The organism is Microbacterium sp. ANT_H45B (assembly GCF_008369345.1).
Taxonomy (GTDB): domain Bacteria; phylum Actinomycetota; class Actinomycetes; order Actinomycetales; family Microbacteriaceae; genus Microbacterium.
In genome coordinates this window covers 817,926-836,341 of the sequence record NZ_VOBK01000002.1, presented here as the reverse complement: position 1 = coordinate 836,341, position 18,416 = coordinate 817,926, and the positions used below count along the sequence as shown (strand labels likewise).

The 18,416-nt window shown below is 69.0% G+C and carries 15 protein-coding genes; 13 read left to right on the top strand and 2 right to left on the bottom strand.

From position 1 onward, the window contains the following. Nucleotides 1–72 precede the first annotated feature (72 nt). The 5 genes from nusA (at nt 73) to FQ142_RS17680 (ending at nt 7,055) form a co-directional block, all read left to right on the top strand. Complete coding sequence (gene nusA / locus FQ142_RS10565) at nt 73–1,056, top strand: transcription termination factor NusA (RefSeq protein ID WP_045255356.1); 984 nt, start codon at nt 73–75, stop codon at nt 1,054–1,056. 59 nt (nt 1,057–1,115) lie between these two features. After that, nucleotides 1,116–1,370, top strand: a complete 255-nt coding sequence (locus tag FQ142_RS10560) for a YlxR family protein (protein ID WP_082539347.1) — start codon at nt 1,116–1,118, stop codon at nt 1,368–1,370. A gap of 94 nt (nt 1,371–1,464) precedes the next feature. Further along, entirely contained in the window at nt 1,465–4,269 is a 2,805-nt protein-coding gene (infB, locus tag FQ142_RS10555; protein WP_149423234.1) for a translation initiation factor IF-2, read from the top strand. A gap of 95 nt (nt 4,270–4,364) precedes the next feature. Continuing rightward, nucleotides 4,365–4,799, top strand: a complete 435-nt coding sequence (rbfA, locus tag FQ142_RS10550; protein ID WP_149423233.1) for a 30S ribosome-binding factor RbfA — start codon at nt 4,365–4,367, stop codon at nt 4,797–4,799. A gap of 186 nt (nt 4,800–4,985) precedes the next feature. Further along, the gene (locus tag FQ142_RS17680) at nt 4,986–7,055 is read left to right on the top strand and encodes a helix-turn-helix transcriptional regulator (protein ID WP_149423232.1); all 2,070 of its coding nucleotides are present in this window, start codon (nt 4,986–4,988) and stop codon (nt 7,053–7,055) included. 45 nt (nt 7,056–7,100) lie between these two features. On the opposite strand, the gene FQ142_RS10540 is transcribed toward FQ142_RS17680, so the two are convergent. Then, on the bottom strand, nt 7,101–7,964 hold the full coding sequence (locus FQ142_RS10540; RefSeq protein WP_149423518.1) for an A/G-specific adenine glycosylase: 864 nt from the start codon (nt 7,962–7,964) through the stop codon (nt 7,101–7,103). 132 nt (nt 7,965–8,096) lie between these two features. On the opposite strand from FQ142_RS10540, the gene truB reads away from it, so the two are divergent. The 6 genes from truB to FQ142_RS10510 all read left to right on the top strand — a co-directional run bounded on the left by truB (nt 8,097) and on the right by FQ142_RS10510 (nt 14,411). Further along, the gene (gene truB, locus FQ142_RS10535; protein ID WP_149423231.1) at nt 8,097–8,990 is read left to right on the top strand and encodes a tRNA pseudouridine(55) synthase TruB; all 894 of its coding nucleotides are present in this window, start codon (nt 8,097–8,099) and stop codon (nt 8,988–8,990) included. Continuing rightward, a complete protein-coding gene (locus FQ142_RS10530; RefSeq protein ID WP_149423230.1) occupies nt 8,987–9,355 on the top strand; it encodes a hypothetical protein in 369 nt (122 codons plus the stop codon). The genes truB and FQ142_RS10530 overlap by 4 nt, the downstream gene beginning before the upstream one ends. Nucleotides 9,356–9,419: 64 nt before the next feature. Beyond that, a complete protein-coding gene (locus FQ142_RS10525; RefSeq protein WP_262492124.1) occupies nt 9,420–9,866 on the top strand; it encodes a hypothetical protein in 447 nt (148 codons plus the stop codon). Further along, entirely contained in the window at nt 9,863–10,813 is a 951-nt protein-coding gene (locus tag FQ142_RS10520; RefSeq protein WP_149423228.1) for a bifunctional riboflavin kinase/FAD synthetase, read from the top strand. The genes FQ142_RS10525 and FQ142_RS10520 overlap by 4 nt, the downstream gene beginning before the upstream one ends. Nucleotides 10,814–11,015: 202 nt before the next feature. Beyond that, nucleotides 11,016–13,160 (top strand): DEAD/DEAH box helicase, encoded by a 2,145-nt coding sequence (locus tag FQ142_RS10515; RefSeq protein ID WP_149423227.1) that lies wholly within the window; start codon nt 11,016–11,018, stop codon nt 13,158–13,160. Between the two features lie 222 nt (nt 13,161–13,382). Further along, complete coding sequence (locus tag FQ142_RS10510) at nt 13,383–14,411, top strand: ATP-dependent 6-phosphofructokinase (RefSeq protein WP_056416771.1); 1,029 nt, start codon at nt 13,383–13,385, stop codon at nt 14,409–14,411. Nucleotides 14,412–14,457: 46 nt separating this feature from the next. On the opposite strand, the gene FQ142_RS10505 is transcribed toward FQ142_RS10510, so the two are convergent. Continuing rightward, nucleotides 14,458–16,557 (bottom strand): S9 family peptidase, encoded by a 2,100-nt coding sequence (locus FQ142_RS10505; RefSeq protein ID WP_149423226.1) that lies wholly within the window; start codon nt 16,555–16,557, stop codon nt 14,458–14,460. Nucleotides 16,558–16,713: 156 nt separating this feature from the next. Between FQ142_RS10505 and FQ142_RS10500 the strand changes: the two genes are divergently transcribed. Both FQ142_RS10500 and FQ142_RS10495 read left to right on the top strand, forming a co-directional pair. Continuing rightward, complete coding sequence (locus FQ142_RS10500) at nt 16,714–18,078, top strand: inorganic phosphate transporter (RefSeq protein WP_149423225.1); 1,365 nt, start codon at nt 16,714–16,716, stop codon at nt 18,076–18,078. After that, nucleotides 18,075–18,410 (top strand): peptidase, encoded by a 336-nt coding sequence (locus FQ142_RS10495; RefSeq protein WP_149423224.1) that lies wholly within the window; start codon nt 18,075–18,077, stop codon nt 18,408–18,410. The genes FQ142_RS10500 and FQ142_RS10495 overlap by 4 nt, the downstream gene beginning before the upstream one ends. The last annotated feature ends 6 nt before the right edge of the window (nt 18,411–18,416 follow it).

Below are 18,416 nucleotides of genomic sequence, written 5' to 3'. Positions count from 1 at the left end.
TGGGCACAGGGTATCGTGGTACGGATGTCGCGTGTGCACACCCGCGCGACGAGAGCTGAATAGGGAGTTGTCATGGATATCGAACTGAGTCTGCTGCGTGGGATCGAGAAGGAGAAGGCGATTCCCTTCGACGAACTCGTCTCGATCATCGAACAGGCCATCCTGACCGCCTACTCCAAGCACGTCTCCGAAGACGGCGCCACCCCTGAGGGCGTGCGCGTCGAGCTCGACCGCCGCACCGGCCACGTCGCCGTGCTGCAGGTCGTCAAGGACGACGAGGGCGCGATCATCGGCGAGGAGGATGCGACTCCCGGTGACTTCGGTCGTATCGCCGCTTTCGCCGCGAAGCAGGTCATCAGCCAGCGTCTTCGCGACATCGCCGACGACGTCGTGCTCGGCGACTTCAAGGACAAGGAAGGCGACATCGTCGCCGGCGTCGTGCAGCAGGGGCCGAACCCGCGCATGATCCACGTCGACCTCGGAGCCGTCGAGGCGATCCTGCCGCCCGAGGAGCAGGTCCCCGGCGAGGTGTACGCGCACGGTTCGCGTCTGCGCGTGTACGTCACCAGCGTCGCCAAGGGACTCAAGGGCCCGCAGATCACGGTCTCGCGCACGCACCCCGGACTCGTCCGCAAGCTGTTCGCGCTCGAGGTTCCCGAGATCGCCGCCGGGCTCGTCGAGATCGTGTCCCTCGCGCGAGAGGCCGGGCACCGCACCAAGATCGCCGTCAGGGCGAACGACCCCGCGATCAACGCCAAGGGCGCCTGCATCGGCGAGATGGGGCGACGCGTCCGCGCCGTCACCGAGGAGCTCGCGGGGGAGAAGATCGACATCGTCGACTACGACCCCGAGCTCGCTCCCTTCGTGGCCAACGCGCTGTCGCCGGCGAAGGTGACCAGCTCGTTCATCCTCGATGCGAACACCAAGGCCGTGCGCGCACTCGTGCCGGACTACCAGCTCTCGCTGGCGATCGGCAAGGAGGGGCAGAACGCGCGCCTCGCCGCCAAGCTCACCGGTGCGAAGATCGACATCCAGCCCGACAGCGTCCTCGACTGACCACGCGGCACGTACGACTCGCGGCTCTCACGTGAGTCGTACGGGAACTCAGGTGTAAGATGGAACCCGTACGAACGTGCGTCGGCTGTCGCACGCGTGCTCCCCGCTCCACTCTGCTCAGGGTGGTGTCCCAGAACGACATCCTCATCCTCGATGAGAGTGCTGTCCTGCCGGGGCGCGGCGCGTGGGTGCATCCGACACCGGAATGCATGGAAGCCGCTCTGCGGCGCCGCGCCTTCGGAAGAGCACTGCGCGTGACCAGCGAACTGGACACGCGGAACATCGCACAGCATCCACCAAGAAACAAAGGCTGAACAGCTATGGAAACAAAGTGAACGGCTCGAAATGAGACCCGTCCGCGACTAGTGGTCTGCCCTGTCTGGGTGGACCGACTCAGACAGGAGAATTGTGGCTGGTAAACCACGCGTACACGAGATCGCCGCCGAACTCGGCGTCGACAGCAAGATCGCACTTGCAAAGCTCAAGGAACTCGGAGAGTTCGTCAAGAGCCCCTCTTCGACCATCGAACCGCCGGTGGCGCGCAAGTTGCGCGCGGCGATCGAGGCGGATGCTTCGCTGAAGCCGTCCGCAGACACCACGTCGGCCGCGAAGCCCGGTGCCGCGAAGCCCGGTGCCGCCAAGACCGGTGCTGCCAAGCCCGCGGCCGCACGGCCCGGCGCCCCGACCCCCGGCCCCAAGCCCGGTCCGAAGCCGGCACCCGCGCCCGAGCAGCCCGCTGCTCCGGTCGAGGCGGCTCCGGCTCCGCAGGCTGCACCCGCAGCGGCGACCCCCGGACCCGCCGAGGCGAAACCCGCCGAGGCGAAGTCCGAAGAGGCGAAGCCCGCCGATGGTGGAGCGCCGAAGCCCGGTGCCCCCCGCCCCGGCAACAACCCGTTCTCGTCGGCTCAGGGCATGGGCCAGCGCCCGGCCGGCCCTCGTCCGGGCAACAACCCGTTCGCGTCGGCTCAGGGCATGGGCCAGCGCCCGAGCCCGACCCCCGGCAACATCCCGCGTCCGCAGGCGCCTCGTCCCGGCGCGCCGCGTCCGGGTGCGCCTCGTCCCGGTTCCCCCCGTCCCGGCGCTCCGCGCGGTGGTCAGGGTGGTCGTCCCGGCGGCGCACCGTTCCAGCAGCGTCCCGGCGGCCCCGGTCGTCCCGGCGGTGCCGGTGGACCCGGTGGTGCAGGTGGCCCCGGCGCACGTCCCGGTGGCGGCTTCGCAGGTCGTCCCGGTGGCGGCGGAGGCCGTGGTCGTGGTCCCGGTGGAGGTACCGCAGGTGCCTTCGGCAAGGGCGGCGGCAAGAGCAAGCAGCGCAAGTCGCGGCGGGCGAAGCGGCAAGAATTCGAGATGCGGAGTGCTCCGGTCGTCGGTGGCGTCAACGTCACCCGCGGTAACGGAGAGGTCATCCGCATGCGCCGTGGCGCGTCCATCGCGGACTTCGCCGACAAGATCGAGACGCTGACCGGCTACACGGTCCAGCCCGGAACCCTCGTGACGATCCTCTTCAACCTCGGCGAGATGGCCACGGCCACCGAGTCGCTGGACGAGGCGACGTTCGAGGTGCTCGGCGAGGAGCTCGGCTACAAGATCCAGATGGTCTCGCCCGAGGACGAGGACAAGGAGCTCCTCGAGGGCTTCGGTCTCGACCTCGAGGCCGAGCTGGAGGCGGAGAGCGAGGACGACCTCGAGATCCGTCCCCCGGTCGTCACCGTAATGGGTCACGTCGACCACGGTAAGACCCGACTGCTCGACGCGATCCGTCAGACCAACGTCATCGACGGCGAAGCGGGTGGCATCACCCAGCACATCGGTGCGTACCAGGTCTGGACGGAGCACGAGGGCATCGAGCGGGCCATCACCTTCATCGACACCCCGGGTCACGAGGCGTTCACCGCCATGCGTGCCCGTGGTGCGCAGGTGACCGACCTCGCGATCCTCGTGGTCGCGGCCGACGACGGCATCATGCCGCAGACGGTCGAGGCCCTCAACCACGCCCAGGCGGCCAATGTGCCGATCGTGGTCGCGGTGAACAAGGTCGACAAGCCTGACGCCAACCCGGCCAAGGTCCGTCAGCAGCTGACCGAGTACGGTCTGGTCGCTGAGGAGTACGGCGGAGACGTGCTGTTCGTCGATGTGTCGGCTCGTGCCAACACCGGCATCCAGGAACTCCTGGACGCGGTGCTGCTCACCGCCGATGCGGGTCTCGACCTCACCGCGAACCCGAACAAGGGTGCGCGTGGTGTGGCCATCGAGGCGAAGCTCGACAAGGGCCGCGGATCGGTCGCCACGGTGCTCATCCAGTCCGGAACGCTCCGGATCGGAGACGCCATCGTCGCCGGAACCGCGTACGGACGAGTTCGTGCGATGGCCGACGAGAACGGCGAGCAGGTCCTCGAGGCCTACCCGTCGCGTCCCGTGCAGGTCCAGGGTCTCAACTCGGTGCCTCGTGCCGGTGACGTCTTCATCGTGACCGAGGAAGACCGTATGGCTCGTCAGATCGCTGAGAAGCGTGAAGCGGTCGAGCGCAACGCGCAGCTGGCCAAGGCCCGCAAGCGCATCTCGCTCGAGGACTTCACACGCGCTCTCGAGGACGGCAAGGTCGAGTCGCTCAACCTCATCATCAAGGGTGACGTCTCCGGTGCCGTCGAGGCGCTGGAGGAGTCGCTGCTCAAGATCGAGGTCGACGACTCGGTGCAGCTCCGCATCATCCACCGCGGTGTCGGTGCGATCACGGAGTCCGACGTGAACCTGGCGACGATCGACAATGCGATCATCGTGGGCTTCAACGTCCGTCCCGACACGAAGGCGCGCGAGCGCGCTCAGCGTGAGGGCGTCGACATCCGGTTCTACTCGGTGATCTACAACGCGATCGACGAGATCGAGAGCTCGCTCAAGGGCATGCTCAAGCCGGAGTACGAAGAGATCCAGTCGGGTGTCGCCGAGATCCGCGAGGTGTTCCGCTCCTCGAAGTTCGGCAACATCGCCGGTGTCATCGTGCGGTCGGGAACGATCACGCGAAACGCCAAGGCTCGTGTCATCCGCGATGGCGTCGTCATCGCCGATGGTCTCGCCATCGAGTCGCTGCGTCGCTTCAAGGACGACGTCACCGAGGTGCGCACGGACTACGAGGCCGGTATCGGCCTCGGCAAGTTCAACGACATCCAGATCGGCGACGAGATCGAGACGACGGAACTGGTCGAGAAGCCGCGCGGCTGATCGAGTTCGATATATCTTCGGGCGTCCTTCGCTCCGGCTCCTCAGCGGGCCAGCGAGACGAAGGGCGCCCGAAGGGTACTCAGAGAGAGAGAACAATGGCTGGTGAACGTCAGGCCCGTCTGGCCGATCGGATCCGAGTGATCCTTGCCGAGCGACTGGAGAAGGGGCTGCGCGACCCGCGCCTCGGCTTCGTGACCATCACCGACTGCCGCGTCAGCGGCGATCTGCAGCACGCCTCCGTCTTCTACACCGTGCTCGGCACGGAGGAGGAGCGGATCGCCAGCGGTGCCGCCCTGGCATCGGCGACGGGCATGCTGCGCAGCGAGGTGGGACGGCAGCTGAGCACCCGACTGGTGCCGACGCTCGAGTTCATCCCGGATGCTCTGCCCGAGAACGCCGACCACATCTCCGCGCTGCTCCGCGAGGCGCAGCAGCGTGACGCGGAGGTCGCGGCGCTCGCGTCGTCGGCGTCGCACGCGGGAGAGGCTGACCCCTACTTGCATCCGGATGAGGACGACTCGCGCTCCTGACCTGTGCCTGCCCCGCTTCGAGTGCGAGGGCTTGCTACCCTCACCTGAACGAGCGGACGCTCGTACGGACTCGGGGGGTTCGGCATCGACGGATCGAGTGCGCGGGGGGCTGTCTCGATCGACCCCGCCTCACTGGAGGCTCTGGTCTCCGCATTGCTGGATGACGACCTGAGTTGTGCTCCGCACGTGGTCGCGAGGCTCGTGTCGGAGGTGACGGGAGACACGGCGACCGTCAGGGCCATGGCGGCCAGGCTCGATTTCGCGCAGCGCCAGGGGCTCAGGGCGCTGCCGTCACCGTTGCCCTCGGTGCCCGAGATCGACGCCCTCTACGAGAGCCTGCAGCTCGCCGAGCGCGATCGTGATCTGCTCCTCGCGGTGGCGCTGCACTTCAGCGACTCCCTCGAGCCGATCCTCGCGTTCGACGGGCGCACTGCCGGTGAGCTGGCGTCCGGCCCGGTCGGGGATCTGATCGAGATGCACGCCGGAAGGATCCGACTGATCGACCCCCGGCTCGCCATCTGGATGCAGGCCGGGACGCCCGCCTCGCAGACGGTGGCCGTGCACGCGCGTCTGCACCGTGTCTTCCTGGCCCGCGGGGAGCAGGTGTGCGCGGACTGGCATGCGGCGAGGTCGTCCACGTCTCCGAGCCCCGTGGCCGCGAGCGAGCTCATTCGCACGGCCCGCATCCTCTCGCAGGCCGGGCGGAGCGGGCGGGCGTTCCAGATCGCCGGCGAGGCGGCGTCCCACACGTCCGGCGCAGAGCACGACGAAGCCACGCTCGTGGCCGGGGTCTCGGCGATCGCCGCGGGCCACGCGGTGGACGCCGTGCGACTGCTCGTCGGGCTGTACCCCGATGCCGCCGAGCGCCACCGCCTGCAGGGTCTCGGGGGGCTGCTGGTCGCTCAGGCCTGCGTCCGGGGTGCCGTGCCGGAGCTGGACGCCCACACGTTCACGCCGCGGACCGACGACCTCGACGACTGGTATTCCTGGACGCGGGCCTCGGCGCTCGCGGCGTTCTTCTGCGCCGAGCGCGGCGATCGCCGGGGGATGCGTGCCTGGCTCGATGCCATGCGGGAGGGCAGCGCGAAGGTGGGCGCGGACCGCTGCCTGCGCGACCCCGTCGTGGCCCTCTCATGGTTGGTCCTCGGCGACAGGGACATCGACGACGTGCAGGGGACGGGTCCGCTCTCGCGTGGCATCCTCGGCGCGCTTCACGCGGGTATGGAGGGGGACATCGATCTCGGCCTCCGCCTGCTGGCCGCCTGGGACACGGGGATGGCCGCGGAGGTCGATCCGCTCGTCGCCGGGTTCGAGCGCAGTCCGCTGGTCGCCGCCTACCGCGCGGTGGTCGAGGTGCTGCTGCTGATGTGGCGGGGCGATATCGGTGCGGCCCGCATCAGGATGATGAGGGCGGCTGTCGCGCTGCCCGTCGCACTGCCGTTCGCGGGCCTCGGCGTGGTGATCACCCGCCGTCTCGACCTCGCCGTGCTCGGCACGCTCGGCCCCTTCGCCCGCGCTCTCACGGCCGCGCTCCCGACGCCGCAGCGGATAGATCGGCTGGTGGATCGGGGCATAGAGGCCTTCCTGTCCGGCGAGGAGGACGAGGCCATCGCGCTGATGCGACTGTGGCACGATCGCGGGGCGCCCCGGCCGGCGCTGTCGGTGCCGGGGCTGGAGGAGGCGAGTATCGAGCGCGACGAAGACCCGCCGCGGTCCGCGCCGATCGAACCACCAGAAATCGCCCTTGCCCGCAGGCTTCGCTCCCGCATCCTGAACCTGCCAGGACAGGAATGGCGGGCCGAGCGCGCCTCGATCTCCGAGGTGGCACGCACCCTCCGATCCCCGTTCACCCGCGGTCGCGTCGAGGCCATGATCGGCATCCGGTGGATTCGCGACGGCGAGGTCGCGGTCGGCCGCGACTACCTTGCGGCCGCCCGGCATCTGCTGGAGGTGTCGGGTGCGACCGCCTGGTCTCGCGCAGTGGAGAGTCGGATCGACCGGGTGGATGCCGAAGAGACGGCGCCGCTCGCGAAGGATCCCCTCTCCTCGTCGCGGCGGGTGTGGGAGGCGCAGCTGACCGCCCGCGAGCTCGAGGTGGCCATGCTGGCCGTGGAGGGGGCGTCGAACCGTGATATCGCCGATGCGCTGCACGTGTCCGTGCGAACCGTCGAGGTGCACCTCGGGCGGGTCTTCGGCAAGCTCGACGTGCGCACACGCGTCGAGCTCACGGTCCTGGCCCACCGGATCGGTGGGTAGCGTGACTGCTCGGCACGGATCGGCGTCCTGGCGAGGGGCGAGTGCTCAGCGGGGGAGAGAGATCAGCTCGCCGTCGGCCTCGGCCAGCCCGTCGGCGATGAGGGAGTCGATGGCACGGTGTCGTTGCAACGGGTCCGGCCATTCGGGCAGCACGGATTCGAGCGGCACCGAGTCCGGAGCGGCGTCGCGGAGGATCTTGAGCACCGCCCCGCGCGCCTGTCGATCCGAGCCTTCGAACGACGCCTGACGGCGCCGGACATCGCCGGTGTCCGGCCGACCGGCGGCGACCCAGGCGCAGCCCCCGAGGAGGGGGCAGGCCTCGCACCGGGGCGATCTCGAGGTGCACACCGTCGCGCCGAGCTCCATCGCCGCGGCGTTGAACACGGCAGATTCTCCGACGTCCTCCGGCAGGAGCTCTTCCATGAGCACCAGATCTCGGCGGGACGGAGGTCCGGGCTGCGCCTGCCCGAGGACCGCCCGGGCCAGCACCCTGCGGGTGTTCGTGTCGACGACGGGGTGACGGTCGGCGTAGGCGAACACGGCGACCGCCCGTGCCGTGTAGTCGCCGATCCCGGACAGTCTCAGCAACGCCTCCACGTCGCGCGGCACGACGCCGTCGTGGCGTTCCGTGATCTCGACGGCCGCCCGGTGCAGCCAGAGTGCGCGGCGGGGATAGCCGAGGTTGGCCCACTGCTGCACGACCTCGGCCGTCGTCGCCGCGGCGAGGGCCGACGGTGTGGGCCAGCGGGCGAGCCATGCCTCCAGATGCGGGATCACTCGATTCACCGGTGTCTGCTGCAGCATGAACTCGCTGACCAGCGTTCCCCAGGCGCCGAACTCGTCGTGGAACTCCGACCGTCTCCACGGGAGGTCGCGTGCGGCGTCGCGGTACCACCGGGCCAGAGGCATCGTCACGGCATCGGCGGGAGGGGAAGTCGAGCGCACCTCGACAGCCTAGGCGAACGGTGCCGGGCCGCGACCGCCCCGACGACCCTCGATGTCCGTGCCGATGCGGCGCCGGCCGCACCGTAGGCTTGAGGAATGGTCTCGCCCGGCATCCTCCTCGTCGACAAGCCCGCTGGGCTGACCAGCCACGATGTCGTCGCCCGCACGCGGCGCGCCCTCGGCACCCGCAAGGTCGGGCACGCCGGCACGCTCGATCCGATGGCCACGGGGCTGCTCGTGATCGGTGTCGAAGGAGCCACGCGACTGCTGACGTTCATCGTCGGTGCGGACAAGACGTACGAGGCGACGATCCGACTCGGACAGACCACGGGAACCGACGACGCGGACGGCGAGATCCTGACCCGCGCCCCCGAGCAGGCCTGGGCCGCGGTCACCCCCGAGCGCGTGGCCGCCGGCATCGCATCGCTCACCGGTGCGATCTCCCAGGTCCCGAGCTCCGTGTCCGCGATCAAGGTCGACGGACGTCGTGCCTACGATCGTGTGCGCGACGGCGAGGAGGTCGTCCTCGCGGCGCGCGAGGTGACCGTCTCCCGGTTCGATGTCCTCGCAGAGCGCCGCGGCGAGGGCTTCCTCGACCTCGATGTCGTCGTCGACTGCTCCTCGGGCACCTACATCCGCTCGCTTGCCCGCGATCTGGGCGCCGACCTCGGCGTCGGCGGTCACCTGACGGCGCTGCGCCGCACGCGCGTCGGGGACTTCGACGTCGCGGATGCCGTGCAGATCGAGGAGGCGACGGAGTCCGCGCTGCTCACCCCTGCGGCCGCAGCCGTGCGCGTGCTCGATGCCCTGCGGGTGTCGGACGACGAGGCACGCGACCTCCGGCACGGCAAACGGCTCGCACAGCAGGCCGTGCGCCTGAACGGGGCGCTCGCTGCCGCGATCGATGAGGAGGACGTCCTCGTCGGCGTGGTCGAGAAGCGCGGCACCGACCTGAAGAGCGTCATGAACATGCCCGAGGTGCAGCGATGATCCTGTGGCTGACTCTCGCGCAGGTGGCCGTCGCGGTCATAGCGGGTCTCTTCTGCCTCGTCGCCGGGCTCGCAGGCAGGCGTCCGAGCGACTACACGGTGGGTGCTCTCGCCCTCGTCGAGCTGCTGCTGCTGGTGCAGGTGGTCGTCGCCATCGTCGCACCGTTCGCGGGCAACCCTCCCACCGGCGATCTGCTCGAATACTGGGTCTACCTCGTCTCGGCCGTGCTGCTGCCGATCGGCGCCGTGCTCTGGGCTCTCATGGAGCGCAGCCGGTGGAGCACCGTCATCCTCGGGGTCGCCGGGCTCGCCGTCGCGATCATGGTGTGGCGCATGCACGTCATCTGGACGATCCAGATCGCCTGAGCCGCTGGGGCGCTGCCGGGGCGCGCATCTCGTGCCCCGGCCCGGAACTAGAATGGGTGGCGCTATGAGCACCACCGTCCCCACCTCCCGGATGACCGGCATCGGCCGCGTCCTCGTGATCATCTACGCCGTGATGGCACTGGCCGCGACCGGTCGGAGCTTCGTGCAGATCTTCCGACAGTTCGACGAGGCACCGGTGGCGTACGCGCTCTCGGCACTCGCCGCCGCCGTGTACATCCTCGCGACACTCGCCCTCGTGCTCGCCGGCAGTCGCGGCTGGTACGTCGTGGCCTGGGTGGCGATCGTGTTCGAGCTCACCGGCGTGCTGGTGGTCGGTGCGCTGAGCATCTTCCTTCCCGATCTGTTCCCGCACGACACCGTGTGGTCGATGTTCGGTCGCGGGTACCTGTTCATCCCGCTGGTCCTGCCGGTGTTCGGCATCTGGTGGCTCCGCACCCACCGGCCGGTCGACAGCACCGCGGCACGGGCGTCCGTCGAGGTGGGCGCATGATCGTCTTCCGCGACCCGAACGAGGTTCCGAAAGACTTCGGTGCCTCCGCCGTCGCGATCGGCAAGTTCGACGGGGTGCACGCGGGACACCGCGCGGTCATCCGCCGTCTGACGGAGGTCGCCGCCGAGTCCGGTCTGCGCACCGTCGCGGTCACGTTCGACCGCAACCCGCTCGCGGTGCTCCGCCCCGATCGGTGCCCCGAGAACGTGGTCACGGTCGATCGCAAGCTCGAGCTGCTCGGTGAGCTGGCTCTCGACGCCACCCTTCTGCTGACCTTCGACGCGGAGTTCGCCTCCCGCAGTGCCGAGGACTTCGTCACCGGCATCCTCGTCGATGCGCTCCGGGTCTCGACCGTGCTGGTGGGCGAGGATTTCCGATTCGGCCGCGGCGGAGAGGGCACGCCGGCTCTGCTGCGGGAACTCGGGCCGCGGTACGGGTTCACGGTGGAGGTGGTCGACGACGTCTTCCTCGACGGCTCCGACCGCCGTGTGTCCTCGACCTGGATCCGGGAGCTGCTGATGGACGGCGACGTGACGGCCGCCGCGCGGGTGCTCGATCGCAACGTCGACGTGCGCGGCGAGGTCGTGCATGGTCTCAAGCGCGGCCGAGAGCTGGGCTTCCCGACCGCCAACCTCTCGGCATCCGTCGACTCCTTCGTGCCGGCGGACGGTGTGTACGCGGGGTGGCTGATCGATCACGTGACCGGCATCCGTCATCGCTCCGCGATCTCGGTGGGCACCAACCCCACCTTCGACGACGTGCTCGAGCGTCAGGTCGAGGCCCACGTCATCGGCGAGACGGACCTCGATCTCTACGGTCATGACGTGACCGTCGAGTTCGTGAGCCGTCTGCGCGGCATGGTGGCCTTCGAGGGCATCGAGAAGCTCAAGGATCAGATGGCCGCCGACGTCGACGACGCGGAGCGCGTGCTCGCCGGGGCGCACTGACGGGATTCCGACTCTCCTGCGATGTTCCGCGTCCTCCGGCGTGATGGCATAGGATTGGCGTCGGTGGTTCACGGTCCTCGCGTCAGTCGTGTCGACGATCACCGGAATCACCGTTCGTACGGTCCTGGCTCACGCCACACGCGGACATCGAGAACGGCCTCTGCATCCCCGGGATGCTTCGGCCTTCACGCTCAGGAGGAGCATGCCGACCACGGCAACCGCCGCATCGCGGCGCAAGAAGACGTCTCGTCGCGATGACGAGGCACCACTCATCCCGATCCTCGCGCGCAAGGTGCGCGAGATCGAGGCGAAGTCCCAGCGCGGAAAGCTCGGCCCGACCAATCGGGTCAAGTTCCAGGTGATCGCCTTCCTGGTGCGCGAGGAGCGCGCCAGGGTGAAGGCGGACACCGAGATCGTCGACTCCGCCAGGGCGGAGCTGCTCAAGCGGCTCGACGGCGTGGCGACGATCCTGGCGAAGACCGCGGCGCGCGACACCTCGCTGATCCAGCTGCTCGAAGCGGATCAGGCGACGTCTCCGGTGGCGAAGCGCATGCGTCGCGACTGGCTGCTCGAATCGGGTGCGGAGCTCGCGCCCGAGGAACTGATCATCGCGGACGTCGCTCCGGTGCAGACGCCCGTCGTCTCCGCGGCGATCGCCGAGCGCCAGGTCACGCCGCCGTCCGTCGAGGCGCGCCAGCTCGCCAACCCGTTCCTCGTGCCCGACCTCACGCCTCGCGCGGCCACCACGCCCCGCCGTCGTCTGGACGGCTGGGAGCTCATGGGCCCGCTGTACAAGTCGTTCGAGACGGGAGCCGGGGGAGGGGCGGCCAGCATGGATCTGCCTCCCGCACCCGAGTACGACCACCTCTCGCCCAAGGGGCTCGAGATCATGGTGCACCAGTCCCGGTTCCTCGAGGCCGTGCGAGAGGGCCATCGGAGCTTCCTGCTCGCCGATGAGCCCGGCCTGGGCAAGACCGCGCAGTCGGTGCTGGCCGCCTCCGTCGCCGGGGCCTACCCGCTGCTGGTCGTCGTGCCCAACGTCGTGAAGATGAACTGGGCCCGCGAGGTCGAGCGGTGGACGCCGCAGCGGCGCGCGACGGTGATCCAGGGCGACGGAACGGACATCGACGCCTTCGCCGACATCTTCATCGTGAACTATGAGATCCTCGACCGGCACATGTCGTGGCTCGCCTCGATCGGACTGCGGGGCATGGTCGTCGATGAAGCGCACTTCATCAAGAACCTCAGCTCGCAGCGTTCGCAGAACGTGCTGTCGCTCGCCAACCGGGTGCGCGAGCGCACCCCGGGCGGAAAGCCGCTCATGCTGGCGCTCACCGGAACCCCGCTCATCAACGACGTCGAGGACTTCGACGCGATCTGGCGCTTCCTCGGCTGGACCACGGGCGAGAAGCCCGGACCGGAGCTGATGGAGAAGCTCGACGCGACCGGGTTCACGCCGGCCGACAAGGCCTTCTATCCCGAGGCGCGTGAAGCGGTGATCTCGATGGGGATCGTCCGTCGGAAGAAGAAGGACGTCGCCGCCGATCTGCCGGACAAGCTCATCGCCGATCTGCCCGTGCAGCTCGACGACGAGTTCGGGCGCAGCATCCGCCAGGCGGAGCGCGAGCTGGGCGAGCGGCTCGCCGCGCGCTACCGTCGCATCCTCGAGGCCCGCGGCGACCGCGGGCTCGCGCCGGGGGAGATCGACGACGACATCGTGCGTCTCGTCTCGCAGAACGAACTCGAGGAGTCCAAGGCCGCGGGAACCGGGGGCGACAACGTCTTCACCATGGTCCGCCGGATCGGACAGGCCAAGGCGCATCTCGCCGCGGACTACGCCGCCCAGCTGCAGCGCTCGGTCGGCAAGGTCGTGTTCTTCGCGAAGCACATCGACGTGATGGATCAGGCGGAGGCGCACTTCGCGTCTGTCGGGATCCGTGCGGTGTCGATCCGTGGAGATCAGACCACGACGACGCGCCAGCAGGCGATCGATGACTTCAACGGCGATCCGGGAGTCGGCATCGCCGTCTGCTCGCTCACCGCGGCGGGTGTGGGCCTCAACCTGCAGGCCGCATCGAACGTCGTGCTCGCGGAGCTCTCGTGGACGGCCGCCGAGCAGACGCAGGCGATCGACCGCGTGCACCGAATCGGTCAGGACGAGCCGGTGACCGCCTGGCGGATCATCGCGGCGCACACGATCGACGCGAAGATCGCAGAGCTCATCGACCAGAAGCAGGGGCTCGCCGCCCGTGCACTCGATGGTGAGGCCATGGACCAGGCTGCGGCCGAGCCCGTGCAGCTCGGTGCGCTCATGCACCTGCTCCGGGAGACGCTCGCCACCTCCTGAGCGAAGCAGTCCTCCGAGATCGGCGTCAAGAACCACGGTTCTTGACGCCGATTTCGCGCCGTACAGGGCGTGATCGCGAATATTCGGGAGATCGTGGCCGGACCTCGGGCAAGATCCGCGGTTTTCCTCCTCTCGAATGGCGCCCGCACGTCGCAGACCGATAGTGTCGATCGCAGGCACCGTCGCCTGTTCCCTTTCCCCCTGAACCCGTCTGAGGCAAGCATGAAGATCGGCATTCTGACGAGCGGCGGCGACTGCCCCGGACTCAACGCGGTCATCCGCGGCATCGTGCTCAAGGGCACCACCACGTACGATCTCGAGTTCGTCGGCATCCGCGACGGATGGCGCGGAGTCGTCGACGGCGACTTCTTCCCGCTCACCCGTCACGAGGTCAAGGGACTCTCGAAGGTCGGCGGCACGATCCTCGGCACGAGCCGGACGAACCCGTACGAGGGGGAGCGCGGCGGAGCGGAGAACATCGCCAAGACCCTGTACGGCCACAAGATCGACGGAATCATCGCGATCGGCGGCGAGGGGACCCTGGCCGCGGCCGACCGTCTCGCGAAGGACGGCATCAACGTCATCGGCGTGCCCAAGACGATCGACAACGACCTGCGGGCGACCGACTACTCCTTCGGCTTCGACACCGCCGTGAACATCGCCACGGACGCCATGGATCGACTGCGCACCACGGGCGACTCCCACCAGCGCTGCATGGTCGCCGAGGTCATGGGACGTCACGTCGGATGGATCGCGCTGCACGCCGGCATGGCCGCGGGCGCCCACGCGATCTGCATCCCCGAGGTCCCGATGTCGATCGACGACATCTGCGATCTCGTCTCGAGCGCCCACGATCGCGGTCGCGCCCCGCTGGTCGTGGTGTCCGAGGGCTTCAAGCTGCTCGGCATGGACGAGGCCTTCAGCGACAAGGGCCTGGATGCCTTCAACCGCCCGCGTCTCGGCGGCATCGGCGATCAGCTCGCCCCCGCCATCGAGCGGATCACCGGCATCGAGACGCGCGCGACGATCCTCGGGCACATCCAGCGCGGCGGCTCCCCGTCGGCATTCGACCGCGTGCTCGCCACGCGCCTCGGTCTGCACGCCGCGGACGCGATCGTCGAGGGCTCCTGGGGGCAGATGGTCGCCATGCAGGGCACCGACATCGTCCGGGTCCCGTTCGCCGAGGCGCTGGGCGAGCTCAACACGGTTCCGCGCAGCCGCTACGACGAGGCCGCGGCGCTCTTCGGCTGATCTCGGACTCGGCTACTGATCCCGCGGGGTGCCCACCCCGCGGGTCTCACTCCCGGGCGAGCCCCACCGTGTCGAGGATCCAGGCCAGCTCGAACGCGCGCTCCCGCCACGAGTTGTAGCGGCCGCTGACGCCGCCGTGCCCGGCGACCATCTCGCACTTGAGCAGCGCGTCCGCGGCACCGGCGACGCGCAGCGCGGCGATCCACTTCGCCGGCTCCACGTAGAGCACGCGCGTGTCGTTGAGTGAGGTCACCGCGAGGATGCGGGGGTAGGCGACGCCGTCACGGACGTTCTCGTAGGGCGAGTACGACTTCATGTACTCGTACACGTCGGCCCCGTGCAGCGGGTCTCCCCACTCGTCCCATTCGATGACGGTCAGGGGGAGCGACGGATCGAGGATCGTGGTGAGGGCGTCCACGAAGGGAACAGCCGCCAGCACTCCGGCGAAGAGCTCGGGAGCGAGGTTGGTGATCGCCCCCATCAGCAGTCCACCCGCGCTGCCGCCCTCGGCGACCAGCGTCTCGGCGGAGGTGATCCCCTCGTCGACGAGGTGCCTGGCGCACGCCACGAAATCGGTGAACGTATTGCGCTTGTTCAGCAGTTTGCCGTCCTCGTACCACTGGCGCCCCATCTCACCCCCGCCGCGGACGTGCGCGACGGCGAAGACGATGCCGCGGTCGAGCTCCGAGAGGCGTGCGACCGAGAAGCCCGGGTCGATCGAGTGCTCGTACGACCCGTAGCCGTAGAGGTGCACGGGGCGAGGCTCGGCTCCGGGGGTGCCGAACGAGCGCTTCCAGACGAGTGAGATCGGCACTCTCGTGCCGTCGGATGCCGTCGCCCAGGCGCGCTCCTGGCCGTAGTCGAGCGGGTCGTAGCCGCCCAGCACCGACACCTGCTTGCGCAGCTCGAGCTCACGGGTGGCGAGGTCGAGCTCGTAGACCGTCCCGGGAGTGACGAACGAGGTGTACCCGAGCCGGAGGAACGGCGAGTGCCACTCGGGGTTGCCGCTGACTCCCGCCGAGTACAGTGGCTCGTCGAAGACGACATCCTCCACGTCATCCGTCGCGTAGTCGAGGAGTCCGACGCGCTCCAGTCCCTCGCTGCGGTACTCCACGGTCGCGAAGTCGCGGAACGCGTCCATGCCGAGCAGTCGCCGGCCCGGCTCGTGCGCGAGCACCACACGCCGTTCGCCGAGAGGGTCGGCGGCGGTCACCGAGACGAGCTCGAAGTCCAGAGCGCCGTCGTTGTGCAGGATGTAGAGCCGGTCCTCGCCGTCGACCACGGCGTGCTCGAGCGAGTATTCGACGCCCTCGCGACGCGGCCACACGATCTGCGGCGCCGCGGTCAGGTCACCGGACAGGTCGACGAGGTACTCCTCGCTCGTGATGCTGGAGCCGACGGCGATCACGAGGTACTTCCGGCTGCGCGTGATGCCCGCGCCGAGCCAGTACTTCTCGTCGGGCTCGTGGAAGAGCTTCACGTCATCCGTCACGGGGGTGCCGAGGCGGTGCAGCCAGAGGGTGTCGGGACGCCAGGCGTCGTCGCGCGTCGTGTAGAGGATGCCGGTGCCGTCGGGGGTGAAGAACGCGCCGCCGGTGTCGGGGATCTCGTCGGCGAGGGTCTCGCCGGTCACGAGGTCTCGAACGTGCACCGTGTACAGCTCGTCACCCTCGAAGTCGGTGGCCCAGAGCATCTTCGTGGCATCGTCCGAGGTGTCGAAGGCGCCGAGCGAGAAGAACTCGTGTCCCTCTGCCTCGACGTTGCCGTCGAGCAGCACCGTCTCTCCCGGGACCGGGACGCCGGGTTCGAGGACAGGAGGAGTCCAGTCTCCCTCGGCCGCGGCGGTGCGGCAGTGGATGCCGTACTGGGCGCCCTCCTCGGTGCGGCTGTAGTACCACCAGTCGCCGCGGCGGGTGGGGACCGAGAGGTCCGTCTCCTGAACGCGTCCCTTGATCTCCTGGAACAGCGTCTCCCGCAGCGGAGCCAGGTGATCGAGTTCGGCGTCGGTGTGGGCGTTCTCGGCCTCGAGGTGCGCGATCACCTCGGGGGAGTCCTTCGCGCGAAGCCACTCGTACGGATCGTCGAACGTGTCGCCGTGGTGAGTGCGGAGGGTCGAGCGGCGGTCTGCGATCGGAGCATCAGTCACGGGATCCACGCTAGCCCAGGTCGAGTTGACCGGCACTCGGGAGGGTGGGAAGATTCAACGGGGCCGGTTAACGGAAGTCAAACCCACGGTGAACTCTTCGTTCGTCACGTCGATCACGTCGACATCTCCTTCTTCCTCAACGACCGAAAGCGACCGGTGGAAACCGCAGCCCTCATCGTCGTGCTGGTGATCCTGCTGGCACTCTTCTTCGACTTCACCAACGGGTTCCACGACACCGCGAACGCGATGGCCACGCCCATCGCGACCGGCGCCCTCAAGCCCAAGACCGCGGTCCTCCTCGCGGCCGTGCTCAATCTCGTCGGAGCCTTCCTCTCGACGGAGGTCTCGAAGACCGTCTCGCACGGCATCATCCGGGAGGACACGATCCAGGGCGATGCGTTCCTGCCCATGATCTTCGCCGGGCTGATCGGCGCGATCACCTGGAACATGTTGACCTGGCTGCTCGGCCTGCCCTCGAGCTCCTCGCACGCCCTGTTCGGCGGACTGATCGGCGCGACGCTGGTCGGCGTCGGCGTCGGAGGAATCGACTTCGGCATGGTGCTGTCGAAGATCATCCTCCCGGCTCTGATCGCGCCGCTGACCGCCGGCATCATCGCCTTCGCGGCCACCAAGCTCGCCTACTCGATCACCCGGCGCTACGACGGCAAGCCCGACGGACGCGACGGCTTCCGGTGGGGACAGATCTTCACGTCGTCGCTCGTCGCCCTCGCGCACGGCACGAACGACGCGCAGAAGACCATGGGCGTCATCACGCTCGCGCTGATCACCGTCGGCTGGCAGAGCAGCTCGCAGGCGGATCCGCACCTGTGGGTCATCATCGCCTGCGCCGTCACGATCGCCCTCGGCACGTACCTCGGCGGATGGCGCATCATCCGCACGCTCGGCAAGGGGCTCACCGAGGTCAAGCCGGCGCAGGGGTTCTCGGCCGAGAGCTCCACGGCCGCGACGATCCTCGCCTCCAGCGCGTTCGGCTTCGCGCTGTCGACCACTCAGGTCGCCTCGGGCTCGGTCATCGGCTCCGGTCTCGGCCGTCGCGGTTCGACCGTGCGCTGGCGGACAGCCGGGCGCATCGCGATCGGATGGCTGCTCACGCTTCCCGCCGCCGGCGCGGTCGGTGCTCTCGCGGCGCTGTTGATCACCTGGCTCGGCACCTGGGGCATCGCGATCGATGCGGTGCTCGCCCTCGTGGTCATCATCGGACTGTTCGTCCGTTCGCGCAAGGACGCCGTGACGCCTGCGAACGCGATGAGCGACGTGGCGGAATCCGGTCTCGCCGTCGAGCACCCGGACATGCCGCCGCCCACCCGCCGTCAGCAGCGGGCGATCGAGGCGAAGGCCGAGGCCAAGGCGCGTGCCGACGCGCGGGAGAAGGCCAAGGCGAAGGCGAAGGCCGAGGCCAAGGAGAAGGCCGCGGCCAAAGCTGCCAAGCGCGGACCGAGCACCGGTGCCGCGACAAGGATCGACAATGCCGGGACGACGGACAGCGAGGAGGCGAAGTGAGTGTCGACATCGACTGGAGCGCGTTCCTCCAGGTCTTCCTCGCCGCGCTGATCGGCGCATGCGCCGTCGTGACCTTCTACTCGCTGGGTCTGCGCCTGCTGGTGCGCAGCGGCCGTGCGCCGGTCGTGAGCCCGGCCGAGTTCACGGATGCCATCACCGTGATCACCGAGAAAGAGCTGCGTCGCGCGGCCAAGCAGGCGGCGAAGGCCGCGAAGAAGAGCCCGCTGACCGAGGCGCAGCGTCGGGTCGCACTGCTCGGCGCCTACGGCTGCTTCGGGCTGTGCGCGGTCGCCGTCGTCGCCGGCATCCTCATCATCGTCGTCGGGCACTGATCGTCG